Genomic DNA, 15,598 nt, shown 5'->3' on the forward strand with positions numbered 1-15,598 from the left:
GCCTAAATATCTGTCTAGGTACTTTGAAAATATCCAAAAAAGTAGCTGGCGTTGAATATGCAATTAGAGATATTGTTTTAGCTGCAAGAAAAGTTGAACAAAAAGGAATGAAAGTTGATTATCTTAACATAGGTGATCCTGTACAATTTGGTTTTCAACCTCCTGATAATGTAAAAGAAGCTATGATCAATGCAATAAGAAAAGGAGAAAACTTTTACTCTTCATCTGAAGGTCTTCCAGAACTCAGAGCTGAAATTGCAAAAAAAGAAAATGTCAAAGGATTGTCTATCTCGTCTGATGATATTCTAATCACAAATGGTGTATCTGAAGGACTTGATATGGTAATCTCATCAATTGTTGAAGAAGGAGATGAAGTCCTTTTACCAGGACCATATTATCCACCATATGCTTCATACGTCAGACTTCACGGTGGAATTCCTGTAGAGTTTGGAGTCGATTTGGATAACTCTACACCAGATATTGATGATATAAAATCGAAAATTTCCCCAAAAACTGTAGCAATTTGTTTGATTAGTCCCAATAATCCAACAGGAGTTGTATTCAATGAGTCTTCTCTAAAAAAATTAGTTGAAATTGCAAATCAACATAATCTATACATTATCTGTGATGAAATCTATGATCAAATAATCTTTGATCAAAAATTTGTAGGAATTGGTAAGGTGGCAGGAGATTCCCCCGTAATTGTTCTTAATGGATTCTCTAAAGTTCATTTAATGTCTGGATGGCGAATTGGCTACATTGCATTTAATCAATCATCTCAACTTGATGCCTTGAGAGAAAATCTTCCAAAACTTGCTAGAGTAAGAATAGCTACAAATCTTCCAGTTCAGTATGCTGCATTAGAATCACTACGAGGTCCTCAAGGATATATCTCAGAATTTGTATCTGAATTAAAAAAGAGAAGAGATTTGGTTGTAAAACGATTAAACACAATGCCAGGTTTATCTTGTCCGAATCCAAAAGGCGCATTCTATGCATTTCCAAAAATTGAAGATAATAGATTTGGAAATGATAAAGAATTTGTACAAAAACTCTTAGAGACAAAAGGAGTATTGACAGTACATGGTTCTGGTTTTGGAGAACAATATGGAAAAGGACATTTTCGATTGGTGTATTTGCCTAGTCTTGAAATTCTAGACTCTGCAATGAACAAAATAGAAGAATTTGTAAGTCAATAACTCCAAACTGACAACTTTTCTGGAATTATTTCTATAATACAATCAGTGTTATCAAGTAATTCTTTTGCAGATTTATTTTCCATATTCTTAAAATATCTTAAAAGAATTTTTTCTGCAATTTTTTTAACTTTGTTATTTTCTAAAATTATATTTGCATATCCTTGTCCCATAACGCCGTCTATAGGAGAATTAATTCCAACATCTACACAGAATGCAACTTTGTTGTTTTTCTTTACATTTTTTGCCTTTTGAGTTTTAGTGTTTGTTCCAATGTAGATTTTTTTTGAACTATACATATACCACACAGGTACAATGTGTGGAGTTTTATTGTTCCCAATTGTTGCAAGTCGAAGAATTTTCTGAGTTTTTAAAAATTCATCGCTATGCTTCATATTTTCTGAATCCTAACACTATCATAAAAATACCAAAACCAATCATACCTATTGATACTTTTTCATTTGTAAATTCTGAATTGACAATAAAATCTTCTACAAAATCTGGGCCCCATAATATTAATTGTCTAACAAGAACAATTCCTGCCATTATTAGAAAAAGTGCACCAATTGCAGTATACCAATTTCTTCCCCGTCTATAATATTCGTGGCTCATTGTTAGTAAAATTATATTTAGATGATTTTAATTCCAGGATTTTTTATTTTATTTTGTATCATTGCATTAAGCAATAGCGGTGTTGAAATCTCTGCAAGATATGATAATTCCCCTGGTCCTAAGTAAATTGGTCTTAATCCTTTGATTTCATTGATCAAACCATTTACAACTTCAATTGCTCCTTTATCATCACCACAAACAAAAATATCATAATCCAAAACCATTGTTGGATTGACAAGTTTTTTTTCAGATATTACATGAAACGCAGAAACCAATCTTGATTTATTTTTCATGTATTTCAAAACAAGTTGATATGAAAATGGTTTATTTTCTTTAATTGGAATGAATTCAAAACCAACATCTGTTTTTACCATTGGAACAATTGGTGATACCACCACACAGCTATCTTTTACTGCAGGTAATATTCCAGAGCATACTGAATCAATATTTTCATAAGGAATTGATAAAATTAAAACATCGCTTTCTTTTGCAACTGAAACATTATCATTTCCAGTAATTGTTCCATTAATTTTTCCAAACGATTCATTTGCTAAATCGGTGTATTCTTTTGCAGCCTCTGATGCTCTTGCAGCATCCCTTGAACCGATAATTACATTATGATTTTGAGACCATCTAAGAGCAAAACCTTTTCCCATTCCTCCGGTTCCACCAATAATTCCGATCTTCATAATTTTATTCAGAGAATCTTATTATTATCTCTATTTGATATGTGATTAGGTTGGGTTCCGTTATTTTCCTGAGACATGGTCAGGCAAAAAATAATATCGAAAGAATTCTAACTGGAAGAACTCCAGGAGTGCCATTAACTGAAAAGGGAATTGAGCAGGCAGAAAAAGCAGCAAAATTCTTAGAACATATGAATATCTCTGCAATTTATTCTAGTCCAATTGAAAGAGCAAAACATACTGCTGAAATTGTTGGCAAACATAATTCCCTTGATGTAATAATTGATGATAGACTAATTGAACTTGATATGGGAAAATTCACAGGTGTTCCATATGATGAAATATTTTCTAGTCACGGTAATGTTTTTATGAAATTCTATAACGGTGAATTAGAAATTGCTCATAATGGTGTTGAGACATTTTCAGAAGTCAAAAAACGCGTATTGGGTATTGTAGATCATGTTGTTGAAAATCACCCAGATCAAAACGTTGTGCTTGTGACTCACATGGATCCAATCAAAGCCATGTTATCCACAATTGTAGATCTAACTCCTGAGAATTTATTTGAATTAATTATTGCAAATGCTTCTCTTAACATTTTTAGAGAACACAAACGGAAATTTTCAATATCTGGACTAAATGTAATGGATCCTTCTCGATTTAATCAGGATTGGTAATTAATAATCTTGAAAACCCTTAAATAGAAATTACAGGTCACGTTTCTCAACCGCTAATGAAGAGTACACTTAGTTTATTCTTAGTATTGGCAATTTTAGTAATAATTCCTACAGTGGATTATGTATTTGCTGCAGGAGATGAACCTGGTCAATATCTAGATCGTAGAGTAGTCATTTGGAATTTATTTTATAGAATGATGACAGTTGCATTTACAGTCGGTGCAGTAGTATCTGGCACTATAATCTGGTTATGTTGGAGATTCAGAGAATCTCACCCAAAGGCAACCCCAACTCCATATGAAAAGGAAGGAGTTTGGTAAGAATGGGACATCACTCTAACTGGCCTGAATGGGTATACGTCGGTGTTGTAATTGCTCTTATGTGTTGGGTTGGTGCTGAAGCATGGAATGCTGAAAGACTAGTCGAACATATTCCAGCTGATGCTGAAGTTATCAAAGTAACAGGACAACAATGGTTCTGGTCATTTGAACATGAAGATGGAACAAAAGAGATTGGTGAATTACATGTAAAAAAGGGTCATGCTTACAAATTTGAAATAATGTCAAAAGATGTCAATCATTCATTTAACATTCATGATTATGTTGTATTGATGGATGCAGTACCTGGTAGAGTTAACACTGTATGGTTTGCACCAATGGAAGTTGGTGAACATGATATTCAATGTAGAGAATATTGTGGATTAATTCATTATAACATGCGTGGCAAGTTGTACATTGAGGAGGATACCTCATCTTGATGCTAACCCTTTTATCCCAATTTTCAAGTGAGGAGAATTACTAATGGTTCTAGAATTACAAAAGCCACGTCCAATTTGGCAAATTATGTTTTCTACACATCACACAGATGTTGGATTACTATATCTCATAACATCTATTGCATTCTTGTTTATGGGTGGTGCATTAGCACTTGCAATTAGAGCAGAACTGTTCTTGCCAGGATCACAAATTATTGCAGACTCTATGACATTCAACAGAATATTTACAGTACACGGAACAACATTGATTTTCTTATTCATTATACCATTTGCATCTGCTGTTGGTAACTACTTTGTACCAATTATGGTTAGATACAAAGACATGGCATATCCAAAATTAAATGCAATTGCATTTTGGATGATTCCGCCAGCAGGTGCTCTGATTTGGTTAGGCTTTGCTGACTTTACATGGTATGCAACTCCTCCATATTCAATTATCAGTGCTCCTGGTCCTGCAGCAGACATGTGGATATTTGGATTAAAGATTTTAGGAATTTCCTCAGTACTTGGTGCTATCAACTTTATAGTTACAATTCTAAAATGCAAACATCCGGACATGTCTCTTGGTCAAGTACCATTACTGGCTTGGTCCTTTTTGGCATCATCATTAATTATTCTTGTAGCAATTCCTACATTTGCAGCAGCACTTTTGATGTTGCTTACTGATAGATTAGGAGTATCTGGATTCTTCAATCCTGCAATGGGTGGTGATCCAATTGCATATGCACATCTATTCTGGTTTACATTCCATCCTGAAGTATACGTATTGGTAATTCCAGCAATCGGAATGATGTATGAAATAATTCCTAGATTTTCAAGAAAACCTATCTTTAGTCATAGCTCAGGTATCTTTGCTTTTGTTTTGTTATCAGTAGTAAGTTTCTCATCATGGGCACATCACATGTATGCAACTGGAATGTCATTTACTGAAAAAACTGTATTTATGATCGGAACTCTAGCTGCAGTACCTGCATCAGCCATGCACGTCTTTAACTTTATTGCAACAATGTGGAATGGTAGAATTAGATTTGCAACCCCAATGATGTGGGCAGTTGGTGGAATTGCATTATTCTTCTCAGCAGGAGCAGGTGGTGTGGTAAACGCTGCAATGCCATTAGATTTCCAGACACACGATAGTTATTGGGTAGTTGGACACTTCCATCTATTTGTCATGGGAACAATTGCATTTGGTTCAATTGGTTACTTGTACTACATGTTCCCATATGTAACTGGAAGAATGTATAATGAGAAAATGGGTAAAGTTCACTTTGTAATGTCATTTATTGGAACAGTTCTAGTATTCTTCACACAACATGTACTTGGTCTCTATGGAATGCCAAGAAGAATTTTTGATTATCCTCCAATTCCAGAATGGATTGCTATGAACCAAATTGCTTCGGTAGGTGCAATGATTATTGGTGTCAGTATGGTAATATTCTTGATAAACATGATACACAGTTCTGCCAAAGGAAAGATTGCAGATACTGACGATCCTTTCGATCTAGGCGGCAAATACTATTATCCTTTCGAGTCAAAGAACCCCCATCACTAGGAGATATGAAATGAGTCAACATAAACAAGAATTTTACAGAACAACTCCGGCAAGAACTGGAAAAATGATGGCAATAATGCTAGGCATTTGTCTTGTTGGTGGCGTGATATTTTTTAGCATGTGGGATTACTGGACATCTGCTCCGGCTCCTGTAGTTGCTCAAATGGCAGGTGCAAAACAAACAGAATCTGCAGCAGTAGCAACTGGAAAAACAATTACTGAAAATCTTAAATTTATAGAATCTCCTGATTTTAGAACATTATCATTTAATGCATTACCTGGAGAAGAAGGTCATAATCCTACAATTAATGCAAGTGTTGGTGACAAAATTGTGTTTAACGTTGAAAATGATGGAAAATCATTTCATGCATTTGGTGTAACTGCTGATGCAGAAGGATTTGCAGGCATTTTCCCATCAAGTGCTATTGCATCTGCATCCAATCCATTAAAACCTGGTATGTCAGGTACATCTGAATTTATTCCATCAAAAGAAGGAACTTACTATTACATCTGTACTGTCCCAGGTCATAGAGAACAAGGAATGGTTGGAGAAATTATTGTAGGTGCACCTCAAGCCGCAGCAGCACCTCAAGCCGCAGCAGCACCAACTGGCGTTCATCATGATTTCAGTGTAAACTTTATTGAATCTGCAGACTTCAGAACATTATCATTTAATGCATTACCTGGAGAAGAAGGTCATAACCCAGACTTTACAGTAAAATCAGGCGATGAAGTTACTTTTGCTGCAAAAAATGCTGGTAAATCATTTCATGCATTTGGAATAGTTTCAGATCCAGAAGATTTCAATAACATACTTTGGAAATCTGCTATTGCAACTGCATCTAATCCATTAAAACCTGGTCAAGAAGGCAGTGTCACATTCACTGCAGGTGCACCAGGAACTTACTATTACATCTGTACAGTTCCAGGACATGCATTACAAGGAATGAAAGGCTCATTCATAGTAGAATAGATTGGCCTTACAATATCTAGCATTAGCAACTTTAATCGTTTTGTATTCTTTGATGTTTATCGGGGGATATATCTCCTCAGCTGGACTTGGATTAACATGTCCTGAATGGCCACTTTGTCCAAATGGTATTATGCCAAACGAGGAATACTTTATTGAGTGGACTCATAGACTTGTTGCAGTTACTACTGGTTCACTTGTTATTGCAACTGCGGTAGGAAGTTGGCTAAACAAAAATGCAGGAAGAAAAATTAAATTTACTAGTACTTTTGCTGCAACCCTTGTAGTTACCCAAATTACTTTGGGTGCAATTGTAATTAATCTAAAACTTCATGCTGTACTCGTTGCAATTCATTTGGGAGTTGGAATACTTTTGTTTTCAATGGTCTTGCTGACTGCATTGTTTGCATTTAGAATAACAAAAAAACCAATTGAATCTACGATTTAGTTTTAAACTGTAATAATTTTGGTAGATAAATGTAAGATACTACTACTCCCAATGTTATCGCCCCAATCGTAATTGCTATGATGAAAATATATCCGAAAGGACTTTGTGTACTCATGTTAAAACTATAGGTCAGAATTCCTGGATTACCATCCATGTCATATAGATCTACTTTTACAATATGATTTCCCGGGTTTTTCCATACATAATCTACCTCGTAATGACCACCTTTGTGATATTCTGGACTAATTGCATCAATTTGTTGATCATTATAAAAAAATCTAATTCCCATAGTAAAATGATCTACTTCATTAAAATCACTATCACCAACTCTAAATAGGATCTGAGATTTTTCTCCTATCTGTGGAAATTCAGGTAATGTTGCAACTTGAACTCTATACCCACCTAGAAATTCTTCAGCTGAATTAAACATTGAATGTGCATAAGCCTCAGAAAAAAAAAGGAGTTATCGTCAATACTAAAATAAATAGAATACTGATAGATCGCAATTTTATCATCATACGTATAGATCTTTTACACAAATATAGTGTTAATCAATTTACAAAGGAAAATCTTCAAAACCTTTAAATCCTTATTGCCAAGACATTGAAACGTTGACTATCGTAACAAAATCAATCGATATTAAAACACCGGTAGAAAATGTATTTACATATTTTGCAAGACCGGAACACGTCTCAGATCAAATCAAAAATGACACAGTAGGCATGACAGTTATTCCTATGGATATCAAAGAGGGAATGGGTGTTGGAACTACATTTAGAATTATTGGTGACTTTAGCGGTAAACGATTAGAATGGGATTGTGAAACAACTGAATTTGTCAGAAATGAAAGAATTTCTGCAAAACAGATTGAAGGTCCATTTAAACACTGGAAAATCACTAACGAATTCAAATCTCTAGGTGCTAATTTAACCAAAGTAACCATGTCCGTAGATTATGCCATGCCATTTGGTCCATTAGGTGCAATTTTGGATAAAGCAAAATTTGCAAAGTCTGCAGAAAGAGGAATGGAAACTGCACTCTACAATGTACGTGGATTACTTGAAGGAAATGGTTCAATTCCAGTATACATCACACTAGATGCATACCAAAAATTGCTTGCAGAAAAGAAAAAGATGAACGATGTTCCTGTTTCGACTGCACTTACTGCAATTCTTGAAAAGTATGCTGAAATTGAAGCTAAAGCTCAAAACTAAATTTTAATTTCTTTTCCAATCTTAAGATTAATAACAACTCTAAGTTTTGCTATTTTTGTGGGTCTATGGCGCAGCCAGGTAGCGCACCGGACTCTTAATCCGGTTGTCGTGGGTCCGAATCCCACTAGACCCGCTTTTTTGATAAAATAATTTCTATTAAAATAATTATTTAAAATTAATTTTGGTTTTTCAAATCTGATAGAATTTCTAAATCAAATTCAATTTCTTCTGGCAATCCTTCCCACCAAGAATTATTTTCCATATTCAATAAAACCCCATTGTATCAGCTTATAGATCTTTCTAAATAAGAATTACAAATTAAATATTATTTTTTAAAATTGGTTTATGGAGAGAATATTTTTTTACTACATCTAATAGTGTGTCAATTCCAACTGGTTTTGAAATAATTGCAATTAATCCTTGCTCTAAAGCTTTTTTGCTTTTTGGGTCACTATTTGAATAACCTGTCACAATTACCACTCTTGCATCTTTATCAATTTTTATTATCTTTGAAAAAGCTTCATACCCGTCCATTTCAGACATATTGCCATCCATGACCACTAAATCCGGTTGCGCTTTTTTGTATTTTGAAATTGCTTCAAGGCCATTTGTAGCTTTTACAACATTATACGCATTTGCTTGAAGTACCTCTTCGTACAAATCTAATAAATCAACATCATCCTCTACAACTAGGATAGTTTTTGCCATTTCAAAATAATTTAACCCTAAAACCATATAAAAGAAGCAGTGTGTTCAATTTTTTGAAATCTCACTGTAAATAGAGATTCATAATTCCAAGCAAGAAAAAATCTCACATAAATAGTTCTTTTATAACTATAATTATACTGAATCAGGGCAGGGAAATTTGAATTATTTAAACAGCCAAACTATCAAGAAAAATCATCCATATGTTATTCTGCTAATTTCTCTGGTAGCAATTTCCCTCGTTTTTCAACTACGATTTTTTTTAGATGATTCACAATTTTTATGTATATCTGGTTCAACGTACTTGATTCTACCAGGAATATTGCTTGGAATTTCAATCATTCTTACCCTCAAATTATTTAAACAAGGAAATTCTCGATTTAACGCATTTGTATTTTTTACAATAGGTGCTTCACTTTGGTTTATCGCTGAACAGATATGGACAATTTATGATGTATATCATACAGATCCATTTCCTTCCATAGCTGATATTTTCTATCTTAGTGCATATCCATTTTTCATTATTTTCTTTTTAATTTCACTAAAACCTATTCGTAAAAATATTTCGAAAAAAATTTGGTTATTTTCATTTATACTGTCTTTTGCATTTTGTATTCCTTCAATAATTGCTTGCTTGGATTCATTACAAACTAATGATAGTTTAGATGTTACTGCAAAATCTATCGCGTTATCTTATCCAATACTCTCTTCATTTCAATTAGTTCCTGTAGTTGTTGGGATTATGTTTCTGGCAAAAAAAGATGTAAGCTATTTCTGGATGTTGCTACTCTTTGGCTTTTTAATTTATTGCATATCTGACACGTTCTTTCTTTTTTCACAATTAAACAATTCATACTATGATGGGCATCCAGTAGATGTGATGTATTTGTATAGCTTTACCTTTTTGATATATGCGTTATACAATCGTTTAAAGCTAACCAATAATTCTGATATTGAAAGTCAGGAGATGTTTACTGATAAAATAAAATTTGAAACAATCACCAAATTTGGAATACCTCTAACATTGATGATGTTTTCATTAATTGTAATTATTTCTTTGATTAGTGCATTCTATTATAATTTTGACAATCAATTTTCTGCTGATTATGTTGTACCAGGAGTAATAGTAATGATTACAATATTTTTTGCAATAATTTTCATACTTAACAAAAATATGACCAGATTTGTTCAAATGAAAACAAAAGAACTTGAAGAACAAAAAAATAATCTGACACACATCATTGATAAAAAGACACAAGACTTACTAAAAGCAGAGAGACTTTCTACAATAGGAGAATTATCGGGGCGTCTAGCTCATGATTTGAGAAACCCATTATCTGTCATAAAAATATCACTTGATTTACTAAAACAAAGTCCGGCAGATACTAAAATCTCCGATGATGTAACTACTAAAAGACTTGAACTAATTGAGTCAAGTGTTGAACGAATATCCCATCAAATAGATGATGTTTTAGATTATGTAAGAAATTCTCCATTAAAATTAAGTAAAAGATCTATTAGAAAAATTATTTTAGGCTCAATAGAAAAAATTTCTATTCCTCATAATATCAAAATTCTTGTTTCTGATTCAGACGCTGAAATTAATTGTGACTACATAAAGATTGATGCTGCTTTTATAAATCTCATTTTGAATTCAATTCAAGCTAATCCTGAAGGCGGTACTATTGAAATTAAGATAAAATCCGATCATGATAATGTCGTAGTTGATTTCATAGATTCCGGCTCAGGTATTCCCGATGAAGTTATGGATAAATTATTTGAACCATTATTTACTACAAAACAGCAAGGCACAGGATTAGGTTTAGCAAGCTGTAAAAATATTGTAGAACTACATAAAGGAAAAATCACTGTTAAAAATAATCCTACCACATTTACAGTTAGATTGCCAAAAAACCTTGAATCTTGATTATGAACTACATTTGTAATCTTTGTTCTAAAGTTTTCTTAGAAGCGTAAATCTACTTTTATCTGGTTCGATTTCTTCATGCATGTCAACATTACTGATGACTCTGACTTTGTGATGCATCCATCTTTTTTGCATATTCCTGAATTTTGAATTATCATCAATCTGTTTTTCTAACTCATCATATTTTTCACAATTCATGATGTATTTTCCTGCAATTCTGTACATCTCAGAAATACCTTTTTCTAAAATATCGTCATCAAGATAATTCAAAAGTTGATGAGTAAAAACAAAATCAACTGAGGAGTCTTTAAAGGGTAAATTTGTAATTGATGACTTGTTAAAATTAAATTTAGGTCCATTTTTTTTTGCAATACTTAATGCCATGTCGTTTAAATCCACACCAAAAACATCAACTGTTTCTGAAAATAATCTTAAATCAATCCCTGTACCACATCCTATCTCTAATACAGACGTACAACGCAAAGAAATAGCTAAATCTCTAATAAATTTTGAAAATTCCTCATTGAATTTGGCCTCATTTTCATTTGCATATGTGTCCCAAAATTCCTTATTGTAGTTCATAGAGTAATTTCAAATGTCTGCTATTTGTTACTAATTGTTTAATGTTGACACTTGCAGGGAATAAGTTTAGTGTCAAATGTGCAATCATGCGGACCATCTGATTTGTTATCCATTGGAATTTCTTTCATGCAGTCGTCATGACGTCCCTTTCTACAAAACCAACAAATTTCTTGAGTATTACCGGTAGCACAGGATTCCATACTATTGATACTATATTTGTTGGTAAAAAACTTCTTGGATGTTTAGATAAATGTTAACCATGGCAAAAATCTTTCATCTTTTCCCATAGTGACATCTGAAAATGATTTTTGTAATTCCTTTGTAATTTTTCCCATTTTTGCATTACCTATGATTACTTTATCGATTTGTGTTACTGATTTTACTTCTGCCGCTGTGCCTGTCATAAATATTTCATCTGCTGAATACAAGTCTCCTCTTTCTAGATCTCTTTCTATCACAAACCCTCCATTTTCCTCTATTATTTGGATAATGCTATCTCTAGTAATTCCTTCCAACCCTCCTGCCGAAAGTGGTGGTGTTTGAATAATACCATCTTTTACAACAAAAATATTTTCTGCACTACCTTCTGCTACTTTTCCATGTATGTTTAACATAATTGCCTCATCATATCCGTTTTCAAGTGCTTCAACTCTTGCTAGTGCTGCATTTGCATAGTTTGATGCAGCTTTTGCTTGCATTGGTTGAGATCTTGAATCTATTTTTATCCAACTTGAAACTTTACATCTAGCACCAGAGAATTTTCCTGCTTTACCTTCACCCATAGCCCATTCCCAACAAGCAATTGAGACATCAACTTTATTTGGAGTTGGTGTAAGGCCCATTGTACCAAAACCATAGTATGCAAGTGGTCTTATGTAACACTCTTTCAAACCATTTGCTTTTACTGTTTTAATTATGGCATCTGAAATCTCTTTTTTGGAAAATTGCATTTTCATAGAATACAATTTTGCTGAATTGAAAAATCTATCAACATGTTCTGGTAGTCTAAAAATTGCAGAACCATTAGGAGTGTTATAACATCTAATTCCCTCAAATATTGATGTTGAATAGTGTAATGCATGAGTAAGTACATGTACTTTGGCATCTTTGAATGGTACTAATTTTCTATTCATCCAAATCTTGCCAATTTCTTTCATAGGAAAGAGAAAATACTATGCCCATTTAAAGAATATCCTCGAGATTAACTGTATTTTTCTAAATGTAGTCTCTAAATATTCGACATGCCCACTAAACTTATGCAGTGGATTCTGGGTTTTACCGCAATTGCGATGTTGGTATCCGGTTTGATTGGCCAGGCCTTTGAGATGAGAAAACTTCGATTAGATACTTATCAAGCAGGCGAATTGGCTTCGGCTAATATTTTTCTAAACAAGAAAAATTTCAAGTGGTATGGATTAATCATTGCAGGAATGATTCTTTGGTATGTGGCTGAGCGTAGCTAAGATGATCTATATAGATCAGCTCTAAATACTAGAAAGTGTAACATATAGTATCGCGTGTTTTGGGTAACGCCGGACTAAATCTAGATAAGGTCCAAGAACAAACCCTTATTGGCGGTAAAGGTGAAAGCCCTTAACGCCTCTTTAACTTAATTAAATAAAATTAATCTCAGATTTTTCTTTGTGAACTGCATTTATTGCCTTTCTAATACTGTCTTTGGAATCTTCAATCACAATAATTATTCTTGAAGTTTCTTCTTGTGCATCCATATTCAAAATGTTTAATCCCGCTTCACCAATTTTTGCACTAGTTCTTGATGCTACTTGTTGTACCCTCCACATCTCATCGCCAATCAATGTGATCACTCCTCGGTTGTATGTAATTGATGCAAGTGAATCAAATCCAAGGAAATATTTTTCATTTCTTTTTACATAATCTCCGTCCAAAAATAATATTCTTGAAAATTCTACTCCATCTTTTGTAAATGGAGATAATATCACATATTCACTATATCTCTTGTCTTTTTCTAGTGATATGAGTAATTTTTGAGCAGAATTTGTTTCAATTTTAAAAATTGCACAATTATCTTTTCCAGTAACTATCTTAATTGGATGATCGTTTTTACTATCTGGAATTCTTTTGATCGTTGTAGTTTTTGAAGGATCTTTCATATTTGTAACAATTATTGGCATATCGACTCCGTTTTCAACAATTTCTTTAATTGCTATTGGATCTAAAATCTTCATTCCAAACATTCCTGCAAGTCTTGCTTCATTGTATGATAATTGATCAACCTCTGCCAATCCTTCATCTACGATCTTTGGATCAGCTGATACTACAGAACTATCTTTTTCAAAATCTATTCTAGTCTCATATTTTTTATGAAATAATATTCCAAGATCTGCTGCAGTTCTATCCGAACCTCCTCTTTCATATGTCGTGGTAATGCCGTCTGGAGTCTTGCCTATGAAACCTCCCATTGTAACTACTTGATTATCTTCAACTAATTTAGCAGTCTTTTCAAGATTTTCTCTGGATTTTGATGCCAGAAAATTTGTTGATTCTATATTGTGATCTGTAATTATTGGCCAATCATCGTAACTTACTGCATCTGATTTAATCCCATTACTTCGTAGAATGTAATTCATTACATGAGACATCAATATCTCACCTGAAAACGCAAGTGAGCGTGAGCGTATCTCTTCTGCAAATTCCTTTTTCTGTAGACCCTCATCTAATGCTTTTTCTGCTTTTTTTAGGAATTCATCTATCGTATTTTGACAATCTTTCATATTTTCAGAATTTACAAATTTTAGAATTTTCTGATAACATGATTTTATGACTTGTAAATCTGCTTTATTTCCATGCTCGACATTTTTTCCTTGTTCTAAAATAACATCTGTAAGCGAACACTTTTTTTCATTTTGCATTGTAAGTGGGGCTGAAAAAACTGCTATTATTTTAGAATCTTTTTTCAAATCATTAATTCGGTCTAAAATTAGTGGAATAGACATGCCATCTATACCGATTGCGCTTCCACCAAACTTGGCCACAACTAGTTTATTCACAGTACTTTAACAAAATTAATTGGGTATCTATTAAGGATTGGATTCAATTTTAGTTGATTAATTTTTTTATTATGTTGTATGCGTTAATTGCACCTTTAGTTTCAACAGGATTGCGTTTCTGCTCTAATTTTTCTAAAATTAACTCATCTAATTTGTTAATGTCATCAAAAACAAATCCTTCCCCTCTTGCATTATCTTCTTGTTCAAAATGCCCCTTTATTGGAATAAAAATACCTGGAGTTCCATATGCTTTTGACTCATCAATAGTTGACTTGCCTGCAAGCGACACTATTACATCAGCTGCAAAAATTATTTCATGAAGATTATTTACAAATCCTAAATTCCTAATAGATCCATCAAATTTTTTGCTCAAAGATGGACCTGAAACAACAATCACATCTACGTCCTGATTTAATTTTGTAATTGTTTCTAAAGTTTTTTCAATTAGAAACAGCCCTGCATCAGTTCCGCCTATTGAAACCACTACTGTTTTTTTATCAAATGATAGTTTTTTCCGTAGTTCTTCTCTTGAAAAATTTGTTTGCCTCACAATTGGACCTACTCTTTTGATATTGTCTTCATCATGACCGTTTTCTGGAATGATTACAACATCACATTTTTTTATAATACTCTGCATTGATTTGTTCATCTTTTTTTCAATAAATGATGTTATTCCACTTACAAAATTTGTTTGTACTATATCTGTAATCAAAACTGTGGGCATCTTTTCTTTTTGAGCAATGGTAAGAGATGCAAAATCTTCATCACTTATGACTATTTTTGGATTATCATCTTCAATAATTTTTTTAGCTATTTTTTTACATCTTTTGTAATATTGATAATAATTCCATAACCATCTAGTTGAATTTTTTAGTACTCCATTTTCGACAATAAACTGTGGAGGAATGTATTTGTCTTCGACTTTAAACTCTAAATTCTTTAGAATTTTTGTAGCTCCGCCCCCCGTTACAAATTTTGTTGATATGTTTTGAAAATTATTTGCAACTGCAATATCTCTAGTCACATGACCTAATCCTATAGGACTAGAAAAAAAATTCACATCTGTCATGAATGTACAAAATTCTAATCAAATTTCTAGATTGTCACCTGTCTCAAAGTTTAAATGGTTTTCATCAAGGAAAGTTTCTGGGCTCATGGTCCAGATCGGTTATGACGTCGCCCTTACACGGCGAAAATCCAGGGTTCAAATCCCTGTGGGCCCATA

Annotated in this window: 19 protein-coding genes and 2 tRNA genes; 12 read left to right on the forward strand and 9 right to left on the reverse strand. The window is 33.1% G+C overall.

Annotation, left to right across the window (positions count from 1 at the left end):
- The first annotated feature begins 23 nt into the window (after positions 1-23).
- A complete protein-coding gene (locus tag BG20_RS05910; RefSeq protein WP_010192179.1) occupies positions 24-1,199 on the forward strand; it encodes an aminotransferase class I/II-fold pyridoxal phosphate-dependent enzyme in 1,176 nt (391 codons plus the stop codon).
- On the opposite strand, the gene BG20_RS05915 is transcribed toward BG20_RS05910, so the two are convergent.
- The 3 genes from BG20_RS05915 to npdG are packed head-to-tail and all read right to left on the reverse strand — an operon-like array spanning position 1,193 to position 2,497.
- Entirely contained in the window at positions 1,193-1,591 is a 399-nt protein-coding gene (locus tag BG20_RS05915; RefSeq protein ID WP_010192180.1) for a pyridoxamine 5'-phosphate oxidase family protein, read from the reverse strand. The two genes, BG20_RS05910 and BG20_RS05915, sit on opposite strands and share 7 nt — an antisense overlap.
- Positions 1,581-1,808, reverse strand: a complete 228-nt coding sequence (locus BG20_RS05920) for a hypothetical protein (protein WP_007402439.1) — start codon at positions 1,806-1,808, stop codon at positions 1,581-1,583. The genes BG20_RS05915 and BG20_RS05920 overlap by 11 nt, the downstream gene beginning before the upstream one ends.
- 17 nt (positions 1,809-1,825) lie before the next feature.
- Positions 1,826-2,497, reverse strand: coding sequence for an NADPH-dependent F420 reductase (gene npdG / locus BG20_RS05925; RefSeq protein WP_010192183.1), 672 nt, complete (start codon positions 2,495-2,497; stop codon positions 1,826-1,828).
- A gap of 41 nt (positions 2,498-2,538) precedes the next feature.
- Between npdG and BG20_RS05930 the strand changes: the two genes are divergently transcribed.
- The 6 genes from BG20_RS05930 to BG20_RS05955 are packed head-to-tail and all read left to right on the forward strand — an operon-like array spanning position 2,539 to position 6,916.
- Positions 2,539-3,171 (forward strand): histidine phosphatase family protein, encoded by a 633-nt coding sequence (locus BG20_RS05930; RefSeq protein WP_238527531.1) that lies wholly within the window; start codon positions 2,539-2,541, stop codon positions 3,169-3,171.
- 56 nt (positions 3,172-3,227) lie between these two features.
- Complete coding sequence (locus tag BG20_RS05935; protein WP_007402436.1) at positions 3,228-3,491, forward strand: cytochrome c oxidase subunit II; 264 nt, start codon at positions 3,228-3,230, stop codon at positions 3,489-3,491.
- A 2-nt stretch (positions 3,492-3,493) separates the two neighbouring features.
- Positions 3,494-3,928 carry a cupredoxin domain-containing protein gene (locus BG20_RS05940; RefSeq protein WP_007402435.1) on the forward strand — a complete coding sequence of 145 codons (435 nt, stop codon included), beginning with the start codon at positions 3,494-3,496 and terminating at the stop codon, positions 3,926-3,928.
- Positions 3,929-3,971: 43 nt separating this feature from the next.
- Positions 3,972-5,498 carry a cytochrome c oxidase subunit I gene (locus tag BG20_RS05945; protein WP_010192190.1) on the forward strand — a complete coding sequence of 509 codons (1,527 nt, stop codon included), beginning with the start codon at positions 3,972-3,974 and terminating at the stop codon, positions 5,496-5,498.
- A gap of 10 nt (positions 5,499-5,508) precedes the next feature.
- Positions 5,509-6,471 carry a plastocyanin/azurin family copper-binding protein gene (locus BG20_RS05950; RefSeq protein WP_010192192.1) on the forward strand — a complete coding sequence of 321 codons (963 nt, stop codon included), beginning with the start codon at positions 5,509-5,511 and terminating at the stop codon, positions 6,469-6,471.
- Position 6,472: 1 nt separating this feature from the next.
- A complete protein-coding gene (locus BG20_RS05955) occupies positions 6,473-6,916 on the forward strand; it encodes a COX15/CtaA family protein (protein ID WP_010192194.1) in 444 nt (147 codons plus the stop codon).
- On the opposite strand, the gene BG20_RS05960 is transcribed toward BG20_RS05955, so the two are convergent.
- Positions 6,906-7,346 carry a hypothetical protein gene (locus BG20_RS05960; RefSeq protein WP_010192198.1) on the reverse strand — a complete coding sequence of 147 codons (441 nt, stop codon included), beginning with the start codon at positions 7,344-7,346 and terminating at the stop codon, positions 6,906-6,908. The genes BG20_RS05955 and BG20_RS05960 overlap by 11 nt on opposite strands.
- A 181-nt stretch (positions 7,347-7,527) precedes the next feature.
- On the opposite strand from BG20_RS05960, the gene BG20_RS05965 reads away from it, so the two are divergent.
- Together BG20_RS05965 and BG20_RS05970 are read left to right on the forward strand one after the other, a co-directional pair.
- Positions 7,528-8,130 (forward strand): SRPBCC family protein, encoded by a 603-nt coding sequence (locus BG20_RS05965; protein ID WP_010192200.1) that lies wholly within the window; start codon positions 7,528-7,530, stop codon positions 8,128-8,130.
- Between the two features lie 59 nt (positions 8,131-8,189).
- Positions 8,190-8,263, forward strand: a tRNA-Lys gene (locus BG20_RS05970).
- A gap of 185 nt (positions 8,264-8,448) precedes the next feature.
- Here BG20_RS05970 and BG20_RS05975 read toward each other — a convergent pair.
- The gene (locus tag BG20_RS05975) at positions 8,449-8,838 is read right to left on the reverse strand and encodes a response regulator (protein ID WP_238527532.1); all 390 of its coding nucleotides are present in this window, start codon (positions 8,836-8,838) and stop codon (positions 8,449-8,451) included.
- Positions 8,839-9,139: 301 nt separating this feature from the next.
- On the opposite strand from BG20_RS05975, the gene BG20_RS05980 reads away from it, so the two are divergent.
- Positions 9,140-10,762 (forward strand): sensor histidine kinase, encoded by a 1,623-nt coding sequence (locus BG20_RS05980; RefSeq protein WP_238527533.1) that lies wholly within the window; start codon positions 9,140-9,142, stop codon positions 10,760-10,762.
- A 27-nt stretch (positions 10,763-10,789) separates the two neighbouring features.
- Here the strand turns inward: BG20_RS05980 and BG20_RS05985 are convergent, their stop codons facing one another.
- Positions 10,790-11,344: a class I SAM-dependent methyltransferase gene (locus tag BG20_RS05985; RefSeq protein WP_010192204.1), complete on the reverse strand. Its 555-nt coding sequence runs from the start codon at positions 11,342-11,344 to the stop codon at positions 10,790-10,792.
- A 242-nt stretch (positions 11,345-11,586) separates the two neighbouring features.
- Positions 11,587-12,501, reverse strand: a complete 915-nt coding sequence (locus tag BG20_RS05990; RefSeq protein ID WP_010192205.1) for a branched-chain amino acid transaminase — start codon at positions 12,499-12,501, stop codon at positions 11,587-11,589.
- A gap of 99 nt (positions 12,502-12,600) precedes the next feature.
- On the opposite strand from BG20_RS05990, the gene BG20_RS05995 reads away from it, so the two are divergent.
- The gene (locus BG20_RS05995; RefSeq protein ID WP_048097105.1) at positions 12,601-12,807 is read left to right on the forward strand and encodes a hypothetical protein; all 207 of its coding nucleotides are present in this window, start codon (positions 12,601-12,603) and stop codon (positions 12,805-12,807) included.
- Between the two features lie 150 nt (positions 12,808-12,957).
- On the opposite strand, the gene BG20_RS06000 is transcribed toward BG20_RS05995, so the two are convergent.
- Positions 12,958-14,373: an amino acid kinase family protein gene (locus tag BG20_RS06000; protein ID WP_048097102.1), complete on the reverse strand. Its 1,416-nt coding sequence runs from the start codon at positions 14,371-14,373 to the stop codon at positions 12,958-12,960.
- A gap of 49 nt (positions 14,374-14,422) precedes the next feature.
- Positions 14,423-15,442 (reverse strand): glycosyltransferase, encoded by a 1,020-nt coding sequence (locus tag BG20_RS06005; protein WP_010192211.1) that lies wholly within the window; start codon positions 15,440-15,442, stop codon positions 14,423-14,425.
- A 79-nt stretch (positions 15,443-15,521) separates the two neighbouring features.
- Between BG20_RS06005 and BG20_RS06010 the strand changes: the two genes are divergently transcribed.
- Positions 15,522-15,596 (forward strand) — tRNA-Val (locus tag BG20_RS06010).
- Positions 15,597-15,598: the final 2 nt, after the last annotated feature.

The sequence above is a fragment of the Candidatus Nitrosarchaeum limnium BG20 genome (assembly GCF_000241145.1).
GTDB classification, from domain to species: Archaea; Thermoproteota; Nitrososphaeria; order Nitrososphaerales; family Nitrosopumilaceae; genus Nitrosarchaeum; species Nitrosarchaeum limnae.

What these genes read in the sequence shown, in the direction of transcription:
- BG20_RS05915 (WP_010192180.1), bottom strand. Translation starts at nt 1,591, where the DNA reads ATGAAGCATAGCGATGAATTTTTAAAAACTCAGAAAATTCTTCGACTT.
- BG20_RS05920 (WP_007402439.1), bottom strand. Translation starts at nt 1,808, where the DNA reads ATGAGCCACGAATATTATAGACGGGGAAGAAATTGGTATACTGCAATT.
- npdG (WP_010192183.1), bottom strand. Translation starts at nt 2,497, where the DNA reads ATGAAGATCGGAATTATTGGTGGAACCGGAGGAATGGGAAAAGGTTTT.
- BG20_RS05935 (WP_007402436.1), top strand. Translation starts at nt 3,228, where the DNA reads ATGAAGAGTACACTTAGTTTATTCTTAGTATTGGCAATTTTAGTAATA.
- BG20_RS05940 (WP_007402435.1), top strand. Translation starts at nt 3,494, where the DNA reads ATGGGACATCACTCTAACTGGCCTGAATGGGTATACGTCGGTGTTGTA.
- BG20_RS05945 (WP_010192190.1), top strand. Translation starts at nt 3,972, where the DNA reads ATGGTTCTAGAATTACAAAAGCCACGTCCAATTTGGCAAATTATGTTT.
- BG20_RS05950 (WP_010192192.1), top strand. Translation starts at nt 5,509, where the DNA reads ATGAGTCAACATAAACAAGAATTTTACAGAACAACTCCGGCAAGAACT.
- BG20_RS05960 (WP_010192198.1), bottom strand. Translation starts at nt 7,346, where the DNA reads ATGTTTAATTCAGCTGAAGAATTTCTAGGTGGGTATAGAGTTCAAGTT.
- BG20_RS05975 (WP_238527532.1), bottom strand. Translation starts at nt 8,838, where the DNA reads ATGGCAAAAACTATCCTAGTTGTAGAGGATGATGTTGATTTATTAGAT.
- BG20_RS05985 (WP_010192204.1), bottom strand. Translation starts at nt 11,344, where the DNA reads ATGAACTACAATAAGGAATTTTGGGACACATATGCAAATGAAAATGAG.
- BG20_RS05990 (WP_010192205.1), bottom strand. Translation starts at nt 12,501, where the DNA reads ATGAAAGAAATTGGCAAGATTTGGATGAATAGAAAATTAGTACCATTC.
- BG20_RS05995 (WP_048097105.1), top strand. Translation starts at nt 12,601, where the DNA reads ATGCAGTGGATTCTGGGTTTTACCGCAATTGCGATGTTGGTATCCGGT.
- BG20_RS06005 (WP_010192211.1), bottom strand. Translation starts at nt 15,442, where the DNA reads ATGACAGATGTGAATTTTTTTTCTAGTCCTATAGGATTAGGTCATGTG.